The sequence below is a fragment of the Endozoicomonas sp. SESOKO2 genome (assembly GCF_024606245.1).
In the GTDB taxonomy this organism is placed as follows: Bacteria; Pseudomonadota; Gammaproteobacteria; order Pseudomonadales; family Endozoicomonadaceae; genus Endozoicomonas_A.
Genome location: NZ_JAHHPQ010000119.1, coordinates 1 through 9,780 on the forward strand (window position 1 = coordinate 1; position 9,780 = coordinate 9,780).

A 9,780-nucleotide genomic window follows, 5' to 3' on the forward strand; every position below is an offset into this window, starting at 1 on the left:
TGACTGTGTTTCTGTCTCTGTTTGAGTCTGTGACTGTGTTTCTGTCTCTGTTTGATTCTGTGACTGTGTTTCTGCCTCTGCCTCATTCATTCTATTCGAAAGCGTTTTAAGAAATGCTACTGATTTCCACTGATCGGCTTCGCTTAACTCTGACATACGCTGAAAGAACAAATTAGATAATGTTTCGTATAATCCTCTATCGGTATCGTTTATCGGTGGGTACTGGTGTTGTGACTTTACAAATGTAGCTGCTATAGCCAGTGTATCAGGATCTGCCGGCTCGCTTTGTAGTATGGCAATCATTCCTGCCTGAGCCCCTGGTCTGGAAAGTGCCTGATACATAGGTTCTTCCCAACGACATCTCTCATGATCTCCTGATTCTGCACCATGGTGTATTCGGGATCGCTGCCTACAAACCGGGCATAGTAGATCACGGTGATCTGATCGTAATGTATTTATACAATCCTCATGAAAATCATGTCCGCAGCAAAGGCTGGTACTTTGCTGATCACTGTTAATTTCATGTAGACAAATCGGACATACGTCAGCGTATCCTGTGCTGATTGTTAAAATTAAGTTGAAGACTAAAAAAATAAACAAGCGCATAAACGGCTTCACCATTTAGATTTTAATCAAGAGAACCGGCATTACAAAAAGTGCCAAAGGAAAGCATCTACTTCGCAGTCCCTGAATTTGTTATTAAGCGATGCTTTTAGATTTGTGTACTTCTTTATAGAGGCCAGTGTCATGTTCGTCCAGATCAGATTTCATCTTTTTCCGTCCGTTTCCCAACTTCATGAATTTCGCTACAAAGGCCGCATGTGTCGGGAGGAACTCGGTCTGGCCCCTACCAAGAACAATATTGACTATGCATCGGGCTTTGAGGCCACCATTCTGTAGGAAATACACGACTGATTTTCATAGGTATTTAATAACTGTTGTGTGTTGGACTGGACTTTTCAACAGCAGTGGCAGCCTTTAAGACAATGAGGCACTGACAGGGTTGTATCCTGCATCAGTGATTGATGTTTATCAGAGGGGTAAAACAAAGACTAAAAAGGTAAAATCCGGCCAATCTCTGTAGCAATGACTGATCAATGTCATCTATCTAATGCCTGTCTTATAAATTAAAATAGCTCCAAAGGTTTATAGGAATTGAGAAACACCCTTTATTTATCGAACATAGGCCGACTATGCAACGTTTAAGAAATAAACGGATTTTGCTTGGCGTCACAGGAGGCATTGCTGCCTACAAAAGCGCTGAGTTGATTCGTATGCTGCGCAAGTGGGATGCGGATGTCCGGGTGGTCATGACCAAAGCTGCCTGTGAATTCATCACGCCTCTGACGCTTCAGGCCCTTTCCCACAATCCGGTACATCTGGATCTGCTGGATGCCAAAGCTGAAGCCGGAATGGGTCATATTGAGCTGGCCCGCTGGGCTGATGTGGTGCTGGTGGCACCGGCCACAGCTGACTTCATGGCCCGGCTGACTGGTGGTCAGGCCGATGATCTTCTGACCACGCTGTGTCTGGCAACCAGTGCCCCTGTCTGTCTGGCTCCTGCTATGAATCAGGGCATGTGGCGAGACCAGAGCACGCAGCAGAATATTGAGCTGTTAAAAGAACGCAGCGTTCGTATCTTCGGGCCTGACGAGGGTAGTCAGGCCTGTGGTGATATTGGTCCGGGTCGAATGCTGGACCCTGAACTGATCGCCCGACATGCCGCTGAAATGTTTGAACATGATTTGTTGAATGGCCTGAATGTTCTGATTACCGCCGGACCTACCCAAGAAGCCCTGGACCCGGTGCGGTTCATTTCCAATCACAGCTCTGGAAAAATGGCATACTCTCTGGCGGATGCAGCTATGGAAGCCGGCGCGTCGGTGACGCTGGTCAGTGGGCCGGTTGCTCTGGAATCACCCGACCGGGTTGAACGTATTGATGTCATCAGTGCCAGAGATATGCATCAGGCTGTCCTCGATAATATCGAAGGGGTTGATATCTTTATTGGCTGTGCAGCGGTCTGTGATTATCGTCCTGTTGAAATCCAGAAAAACAAGATCAAGAAAAATCCTGATGATCCTTCTGAAACGCTGGAGATCAAGTTGGTCAAGAATCCAGATATTGTTGCATCGGTAGCAGATTTGGAGGTACGACCCTTCGTCATTGGCTTTGCGGCAGAAACCCAAAATGTTCTGGGTTATGCAGCGGATAAGCTGCATCGCAAGAAACTGGACCTGATTGTTGCCAATGACGTATCAGATGGTGATATAGGTTTCAGCAGTGACAATAATGAAGTGACCGTTCTGGGTGAAGATTTTGAAGAGCCCATGCCAAGAGCTTCCAAGACAGTTCTGTCCAGAAAGATTCTGAAAATTATTGCGCGCCGTTTTGGTAAATGGAAAGAAGCACACGAAAACACGTCAGGTGACCAATGAAAGCACTGAAAACCCGAATTCTTGATGCACGACTAGGCTCCGAATTTCCTATGCCAGCTTATGCAACCGATGGCTCTGCAGGTATTGATCTGCGAGCCATGCTGGAAAAGTCCCTGACACTTGAGCCGGGTCAGACTGAGCTGCTGCCTACCGGTATGGCCATTCATATTGAAGACGCTGCTCTGGCTGCCATGATTTTACCCCGCTCCGGGCTGGGGCATAAACACGGTATTGTTCTGGGTAACCTGGTGGGTCTGATTGACTCAGATTATCAGGGGCAGTTAATGGTTTCCTGTTGGAACCGGGGTCAATCGACGTTCACCATTGAGCCCGGTGAGCGCATCGCTCAGCTGGTGCTGGTGCCGGTGGTTCAGGCCAAACTGGATATTGTTGAGAGTTTTGAGGAAAGCGATCGCGGTGCCGGTGGCTTTGGTCACTCAGGCACTCGATGAATCAGAGCAGGCAGTGCGAGACACTGCCTGAGCCGGGAGCATCTTTTTTTAGGGTCAAACTTTTACCCTGCTTTTTTTTTCGGCTGATGGTGTTTTGTGAGGAGTATTGATGGATAAAGCGACCCAACTGCCATTGCATGATCGGGCCCGGGTAATCACCGAGGCACTGCCCTATTTGCAGCGTTTTTCAGGTAAAACCATAGTCATCAAGTACGGTGGCAACGCTATGGAGAGTGAAGAACTGAAAAATGCTTTCGCCCAGGGCGTCGTCATGCTGAAAGCGGTAGGCATCAATCCTGTTGTTGTTCATGGGGGCGGCCCTCAGATCGGGTCCATGCTGAAACGTCTGAATCTGGAAACCCGCTTCGTGCAGGGAATGAGGGTGACAGACTCGAGTACTATGGATGTTGTCGAAATGGTACTGGGTGGATTAGTCAACAAGGAAATTGTCACGCTGATTAATAACAACGGTGGTCGTGCAGTGGGTGTTACAGGTAAGGATGGTTGCTTCATCCGGGCACGGCGTTTGAAAGTGACCCACAAGACACCGGAAATGTCGGCACCGGAAATTATAGATATTGGTCATGTGGGTGAAGTGGAGTTTATCGACACCAGCATTGTTGAGATGCTGCAGAACTCAGATTTTATTCCTGTGGTGGCACCTATTGGTGTTGATGATTCAGGTCTATCATACAATATCAATGCCGATCTGGTGGCGGGTCATCTTGCTGAAGCTCTGAATGCGGAAAAACTGTTACTGCTGACCAATACTCCGGGGCTGCTCAGTAAAGAAGGTGAGTTGTTGACCGGCCTGGATTCCGGGCAAGTTGAGAAGCTGATTGCTGATGGCACGATTTATGGCGGTATGCTGCCAAAAATCCAGTGCGCCCTGAATGCAGTCAGTAATGGGGTAAACCGGGCTCATATCATTGATGGAAGAGTTCCCCATGCCTTGCTACTGGAACTTCTGACCGATCAGGGCGTGGGTACTCTGATTACTGGTGGTCAGTCGTGAATCTAAGGCCATGGGAAAAGAAATAGCCTTCTTAACGTGACGTAAGGCAAAATAGCGATCTTTAAGGTCAGAGGTCAGCGGCATTTTTGGCTCAAGGCTTTTTTTGGCTCAGGGCTGTTTGTAGTCTGAAAAAATTTTCACGGACATAGTAAGAGTGTGTCGAGAAGTAATGGATAAAACCAGAAAGTTTTCCCGAAAGGATCAAATTCTGCAGGCACTGGCCCATATGCTGGAAAATGCCCCCGGAGAGAGGATTACCACCTCATCTCTGGCCAAAGAAGTGGGGGTGTCTGAAGCAGCGCTCTACCGCCACTTTCCCAGTAAGGCCAAAATGTTTGAAGGCCTGATAGAGTTTATAGAAGACACTTTGTTCTCAAGGGTTAATCTGATATTGGAAGAAGAGCAGCGGGCTTTGCAGCGATGTGGCAAGATTCTGCAACTTCTGCTCGGTTTCTGTGAGAAAAACCCTGGCTTAACCCGTATTCTTACTGGTGATGCTCTGGCCGGAGAGCCTGATCGCCTGAGACAAAGAGTTTTCAGACTGTTTGACCGGCTGGAAACCCAGATCAAGCAAGTCCTCAGAGGTGCTGAACTCAATGAGGGACTGAGACCCCAAGTCACCCCGGGTGCTATGGCTAATATGCTGCTTTCCATTGTTGAAGGACGTATTTGCCAGTATGTGCGCAGTGAGTTCAAGCGAAAGCCAACTGAGCAGTGGCTCGGGCAATGGGAAGTGCTGGAAACGATAGTCTTCAGGTGAGCGTTATGCGTAAAAGCCTGAGCCTTGGGTTCCCGAGGCTTGCAGGGCAAGCCTCTTGAGCTGATTTCAGACCCCGTAGCGTTCTCTGTATTCCCTGATGGCGGTGGCATACATTTTTATGTCTTTGTTCTCCTCAGCATACGACAGAAGGTCATTAAGTGTGACAATGCTGACCACGGGAATGGCAAAATCTCTCTCAACTTCCTGAATAGCCGACAGTTCGCCCTTGCCTTTTTCCTGACGGTCCAGGGCAATCATGACTCCGGCCGGACTGGCAGGGCTCTGGTCGATAATTTCCATGACTTCTCGCACAGCAGTTCCCGCTGTGATCACGTCATCCACAATGATGACACGACCTTCAAGCGGTGCGCCGACAATATTGCCCCCCTCTCCATGATCTTTGATTTCCTTGCGGTTGAAACACAAGGGCGTATTGAGGTTGTGATGCTCAGACAATGCTACAGCAGTCGTGGTGGCGAGAGGGATACCCTTGTAGGCCGGGCCAAAAAGAATATCGTACTCGATGCCGGAATTGACCAGGGCATGGGCGTAGAACTGACCCATTTTGCTGATGGCTTCACCGGTATTGAAAAGACCGGCATTAAAGAAGTAGGGCGATTTTCTGCCTGATTTTAGGGTAAACTCACCGAAGCGAATGACTTGTTCCTGTAAGGCGAAGTCCAGAAACTCTCTCTGATAATCGAGCATGATCTATCAAGTGCTTATTCGTAAAAAAGATAGCTGTATTTTACCGTGAAAATTTCTCACATGCAGGCTCCGAAATGATTTTTACCAGATAAAGTTGGATTTACTGGAGTAATATGCAGTAGAACGAACGATTGGCTGGTATGAAGTTTTTATAAAGCTCTGACTAATGGATCGGAACCTTTTGAAATCCGGTCTTACGTCATTAGTCGTGTAAATCTGCAGTAAGTCTATGATAAGAAGGTCAGCAAACTGTATGGGAAACTTCAATTTGTAAAATACCTTTGCCAATTATCCATCGGTGCAGCTATTCTCGAAGGTAGTGTCTTTAGAAGAGAAAAAATCAAAATAATGTTTTGATGACTAACGGCAGTACCCTGTTCTGAGCTTTTGAGAAGCCGGGGCAGCATTTATGCGGATAAACATATCGGCGACAACCCTGTATCATCCGTCAGTTAAAATTCCCTCTTTTCCTGTACTCTGTGTAGTTGAACTTTTACCGTGGAAATGCAGCTCTTGTAACTATTAAGTTATTTCCAGGGTTTAATCAGGGCGGTTTAAAGCTGGTCCCGACTCCGGGAAGTGACGCTCTGGTTGAAGAGCGGCTTGTGGCTATCCAGGTTGTGAGTCGACACCCTCATTGGCGTGAGAGAGATGCAGGATGAAGCCTGTTTTAACGACTGTTGACTTAAGTCGACAGCCCAATCAGGTGTTTTGCTTTATGCCGGGCCAGGTCTGGTCAAGGCAAGGTGTAGTCAATAATGAGAGTTATCAGCTTTAATTGCGAAGGCATAAAAAACGCGCGTGAAAAAGGCCTTTTTGACTGGTTAATGGACCAGGATGCCGATGTTATCTGTTTGCAGGACATTCGTGAGGATGAGTTTGCAATGGAAGAAGACCGGTATCAGCTCAATGAATATTTCTGTTATGCATATGGTGGCTATGACAGGAAAGATTCTGGCGGTGTAGCTATGTATACACGTCAGTCGCCCAAAGCCATTATCAGCGGCCTTGGTTTTCCCGAGGCGGATGAAACAGGGCGTTATATCCAGGCCGACTTTGATAAGATCAGTATCGCCAGCATGTATGTGCCTGAAGGTCATGATGCTAACAGCCAGAATTTCAAGTATCGCTTTCTGGACAATTACTCCCATCACCTGAATAAGCAGCGTCGCAAGCGCCGTGAATTCATTATGGCGGGTACCTGGAACATTGCTCATCGCAAGATTGATGTGGCCAACTGGCGCGATTCTGAAGAAGTTTCCGGTTTTCAGCCTGCCGAACGCGGCTGGATGGAAGGCTTGCTGGGTGATATGGGCTTCTTTGATGCCTATCGTGAAGTAGATCGTGAGTCTGGCAAATACAGCTGGTGGCAAGATGATTTTCTGCGTCAAGACAATCTGGGCATGCGTATTGATTATCAGATCATCACGGCCGGAATGCGTCACTGTGTATTGAATGGCGGCATCTACAAAAACCAGACTTTCTCCAGTCATGCTCCGGTTATCATCGACTTTGACTGGGAATTGGAGAGCTGATCTGCACTTTCTTTTAACCGATAGCTGACAGGCTCTCGGTTATCCCTATTCCTACGTTTCATCCGGCGATGCCAGACCGGCAAGCGGTCTGGATCAGGCGGTTTATTCTGCCAGAGCCTCTTTTTGCAGATTAACCAGATCATCAATGCCTGCTTTAGCCAGGGCTAACATGGCTGTCATCTCGTTTTGACTGAAGGGTGCTGTTTCAGCGGTACCCTGAATCTCAATGAAACCACCCTCTTCTGTCATGACGACGTTCATATCGGTTTCAGCGTTGGAGTCCTCTGGATAATCCAGGTCCAGAACCGGACTACCCTGATAAATACCTACAGAAACAGAAGCAATCAGTTGGAGGAATGGATCATTCTTGATGATCTTTTTCCTTTGCATATGTCGAATAGCATCAACCAGAGCTACGCAGGCACCGGTAATAGAAGCTGTGCGGGTACCACCGTCTGCCTGGATCACATCACAGTCAATGGTGATGGTGTTCTCACCCAGTTTTTTCAGATCAACAGCAGCGCGCAGGGAGCGGCCAATAAGGCGCTGGATTTCCAGAGTGCGGCCACCCTGCTTGCCTCTGGCAGCTTCGCGACCCATCCGGTCTGTGGTTGAACGGGGCAGCATACCGTATTCGGCGGTCACCCAGCCTTGTCCGGAACCTTTCAGAAATCGGGGAACTGACCTGTCGACAGACGCGGTGCAGATTACCTTGGTGTTGCCAAACTCAACCAGCACTGATCCTTCAGCGTGCATGGTGTACTCACGAGTGATTTTAATGTTGCGTAACTGATCTGCAGTTCTTCCACTGGGACGCCGCATGGTCTTACCTTCTACCGCCGAGAATGTTAAAAGCGGAATTATAACCAAGGCAGGCCGAGGGCTCTATGTTTGCCATAAAATAACCACGGACGGCCGAAAGCTCACCGAAGCTTGATACTGCTTGCTGTTGATGTATCCTGCAGCACCAGATTGCAAACTTTTTCGTACACTACTCATGCTCAGCCATTGTGGCTGGCTGTTCTTTTAATAGGGAAACTTATGACTTCCAGTATGACGGCGTTTGCCCGTACTCAGGTCCAGGAGGGCTGGGGCAGCCTGGTGTGGGAAATTCGTTCAGTCAACCATCGCTACCTGGAGCCTCATTTTCGTCTGCCAGAAGCTGTCAGGGAATTAGAACCCGCATTGCGAGAGGCATTGAGAAAGCACTTGCACAGGGGCAAGGTAGAATGTTCATTGAAGTTGCAACTGGCGGAAGGTCAGCAGCAACTGAACGTCAATGAATCGGTCCTGGAAGCTCTGCAATCTGTGGTGAACAAAGTTGAAACCTATTTCATCAATGCTTCCGGCGTGAATCCTCTGGAAGTCCTGCAATGGCCCGGCATTATGGATAATGAAGAGACCAACATGACTCCGGTTCATGGGGCAGCTGTCAAAGCGTTTGAAGGAGCCCTGTTACAGCTGTCGGACTCCCGTCGCAGAGAGGGGGCCGAGCTGGAGAAATTCATCCGGTTAAGGCTGGAAGGTGTCACCGAAGAAGTAGAAAGCGTGCGCTCTATTCTCCCTGATTTGCTGGAATCCCAAAGACAAAAAATCATGGATCGTCTCAACGAAGCCAGGGCTGAGCTGGAGCCGGATCGACTGGAACAGGAGCTGGTGATTCTGGCACAGAAAATGGACGTTGATGAAGAGCTGGATCGTTTATCTGCCCACATTTCTGAAGTTAAACACACTCTGGGCAAGAAAGGGGCTATCGGGCGCCGTCTTGATTTTTTGATGCAGGAACTCAACCGGGAAGCCAACACGCTGTCCTCAAAATCCATTAACGCAGGTCTGACACAAAGTGCTGTCAACCTTAAGGTGCTGATTGAGCAGATGCGGGAGCAGATACAGAATATTGAGTAAATGCTTGTGGTTCCGGGTTTGCGTGTTCTTTGCGTAAACGCTTTAGTTGTCTGCCAAGTCCGATGGCATTGTATTAATTTTATCCATTGATATTGATTGCCAGTATGGGCAACCAGTGTATCGCCATTTATAAACGATGCCTTTGGAGGAAGTAGTAAACGACTGGCGACAAGTGCTCATCAGGTAGGCTGAGCCCCAGTTAGAGACCCAGCTATAAACTTTCTTACCACCTTTCAGTTGCAGCGTGGAGCTGGGGGCTCCCCAGTTACCGACCACTTCTTCTATGTGGTGACTTTGCCAGGATTCCATGACCTCCCGAGTGGTGGTGCAGCCTGTCAGAAGGCAGATGAAAAGTAGAGAATACGTCAAAGAATGGTTGTTGAACACCTGACTGCCTTGCTTCGATCTTCAGGGTTTAATCAAAGGATTATAGAAGTGATTAGTCTGTAGTAAGAAGTATTCAGTTTGTAGAAATACCTTTGTGTAAAATGAAGACTTAATACTGATCTTCCAGCAGTCGAAACTTGAACTGTCTATAGCCCGGTGAGCTGGAGATGCATTCCAGCAGTTGCCCTTTTCGGATCTTGTCTCCCTGGAGCAGAGTGAATTTCAGTCCACTTTTGAAGGACATCCTGGGCGTTATCAAGGTGGGCATATCATTCACAGGCGGCATGATTGGTAAAAGGAACGCTCTCTGATAGTGAGTGGTGTCCATGTTTTTTTTCAGAGGTGTGAGCGCACAAGGTTTTGTTGAGGCAGACAGAAGCTCCAAACCCATGAGCAGATCTTTTTTATCATTCACCTGAACCCAGCGTACTGCGGCCCGTAGCCAGTTTTTCTTGCCGGTTTCTCTGATAGCCAGAAGCTCTCCGGTTCGCAGCTGTTGTTCAAGATCACCACTGCTGCTCAGGCAATAACCCCCTGCGCAGGTATTGATGATTGAGCAACTGTAAACGGGGTATAGAGG

General features: G+C 48.1%; 11 protein-coding genes and 1 pseudogene. 7 read left to right on the plus strand and 5 right to left on the minus strand.

Features of this window, described 5'->3' with window-relative positions:
* On the minus strand, positions 1 to 606 hold a 606-nt coding region (locus KDK17_RS03135), incomplete at its 3' end, for an RING finger protein (protein WP_257287326.1).
* A gap of 141 nt (positions 607 to 747) precedes the next feature.
* On the opposite strand from KDK17_RS03135, the gene KDK17_RS19460 reads away from it, so the two are divergent.
* The 5 genes from KDK17_RS19460 (at position 748) to slmA (ending at position 4,665) form a co-directional block, all read left to right on the plus strand.
* Positions 748 to 900: an Arm DNA-binding domain-containing protein gene (locus KDK17_RS19460; RefSeq protein WP_257254049.1), complete on the plus strand. Its 153-nt coding sequence runs from the start codon at positions 748 to 750 to the stop codon at positions 898 to 900.
* 293 nt (positions 901 to 1,193) lie between these two features.
* Entirely contained in the window at positions 1,194 to 2,438 is a 1,245-nt protein-coding gene (gene coaBC, locus KDK17_RS03140) for a bifunctional phosphopantothenoylcysteine decarboxylase/phosphopantothenate--cysteine ligase CoaBC (RefSeq protein WP_257254048.1), read from the plus strand.
* A complete protein-coding gene (dut, locus tag KDK17_RS03145) occupies positions 2,435 to 2,890 on the plus strand; it encodes a dUTP diphosphatase (RefSeq protein WP_257254047.1) in 456 nt (151 codons plus the stop codon). Before coaBC ends, dut begins: the two co-directional genes overlap by 4 nt.
* Positions 2,891 to 2,999: 109 nt before the next feature.
* Positions 3,000 to 3,905 carry an acetylglutamate kinase gene (argB, locus tag KDK17_RS03150; protein ID WP_257254046.1) on the plus strand — a complete coding sequence of 302 codons (906 nt, stop codon included), beginning with the start codon at positions 3,000 to 3,002 and terminating at the stop codon, positions 3,903 to 3,905.
* 169 nt (positions 3,906 to 4,074) lie between these two features.
* Positions 4,075 to 4,665, plus strand: a complete 591-nt coding sequence (gene slmA, locus KDK17_RS03155) for a nucleoid occlusion factor SlmA (RefSeq protein WP_257281830.1) — start codon at positions 4,075 to 4,077, stop codon at positions 4,663 to 4,665.
* Between the two features lie 66 nt (positions 4,666 to 4,731).
* On the opposite strand, the gene pyrE is transcribed toward slmA, so the two are convergent.
* Entirely contained in the window at positions 4,732 to 5,373 is a 642-nt protein-coding gene (gene pyrE, locus KDK17_RS03160; protein ID WP_257254045.1) for an orotate phosphoribosyltransferase, read from the minus strand.
* 758 nt (positions 5,374 to 6,131) lie between these two features.
* Here pyrE and KDK17_RS03165 point away from each other — a divergent pair.
* On the plus strand, positions 6,132 to 6,908 hold the full coding sequence (locus KDK17_RS03165) for an exodeoxyribonuclease III (RefSeq protein WP_257281829.1): 777 nt from the start codon (positions 6,132 to 6,134) through the stop codon (positions 6,906 to 6,908).
* A 102-nt stretch (positions 6,909 to 7,010) separates the two neighbouring features.
* Here KDK17_RS03165 and rph read toward each other — a convergent pair whose 3' ends face one another.
* Positions 7,011 to 7,730, minus strand: coding sequence for a ribonuclease PH (gene rph / locus KDK17_RS03170; protein WP_257254683.1), 720 nt, complete (start codon positions 7,728 to 7,730; stop codon positions 7,011 to 7,013).
* 219 nt (positions 7,731 to 7,949) lie between these two features.
* Here rph and KDK17_RS03175 point away from each other — a divergent pair, with 219 nt between their 5' ends.
* Entirely contained in the window at positions 7,950 to 8,813 is an 864-nt protein-coding gene (locus tag KDK17_RS03175; RefSeq protein ID WP_257254684.1) for a YicC/YloC family endoribonuclease, read from the plus strand.
* A 42-nt stretch (positions 8,814 to 8,855) separates the two neighbouring features.
* Here KDK17_RS03175 and KDK17_RS03180 read toward each other — a convergent pair whose 3' ends face one another.
* Together KDK17_RS03180 and KDK17_RS03185 are read right to left on the minus strand one after the other, a co-directional pair.
* Positions 8,856 to 9,122: a hypothetical protein gene (locus tag KDK17_RS03180; RefSeq protein WP_257254685.1), complete on the minus strand. Its 267-nt coding sequence runs from the start codon at positions 9,120 to 9,122 to the stop codon at positions 8,856 to 8,858.
* 187 nt (positions 9,123 to 9,309) lie between these two features.
* A pseudogene (locus KDK17_RS03185) lies at positions 9,310 to 9,780 on the minus strand (hypothetical protein); the annotation flags it as partial.

Coding starts and splice junctions, on each gene's coding strand:
- KDK17_RS03165 (WP_257281829.1), top strand. CDS start 6,132: ATGAGAGTTATCAGCTTTAATTGCGAAGGCATAAAAAACGCGCGTGAA.
- rph (WP_257254683.1), bottom strand. CDS start 7,730: ATGCGGCGTCCCAGTGGAAGAACTGCAGATCAGTTACGCAACATTAAA.
- argB (WP_257254046.1), top strand. CDS start 3,000: ATGGATAAAGCGACCCAACTGCCATTGCATGATCGGGCCCGGGTAATC.
- KDK17_RS03180 (WP_257254685.1), bottom strand. CDS start 9,122: ATGGAATCCTGGCAAAGTCACCACATAGAAGAAGTGGTCGGTAACTGG.
- KDK17_RS03175 (WP_257254684.1), top strand. CDS start 7,950: ATGACTTCCAGTATGACGGCGTTTGCCCGTACTCAGGTCCAGGAGGGC.
- slmA (WP_257281830.1), top strand. CDS start 4,075: ATGGATAAAACCAGAAAGTTTTCCCGAAAGGATCAAATTCTGCAGGCA.
- dut (WP_257254047.1), top strand. CDS start 2,435: ATGAAAGCACTGAAAACCCGAATTCTTGATGCACGACTAGGCTCCGAA.
- KDK17_RS19460 (WP_257254049.1), top strand. CDS start 748: ATGTTCGTCCAGATCAGATTTCATCTTTTTCCGTCCGTTTCCCAACTT.
- pyrE (WP_257254045.1), bottom strand. CDS start 5,373: ATGCTCGATTATCAGAGAGAGTTTCTGGACTTCGCCTTACAGGAACAA.
- coaBC (WP_257254048.1), top strand. CDS start 1,194: ATGCAACGTTTAAGAAATAAACGGATTTTGCTTGGCGTCACAGGAGGC.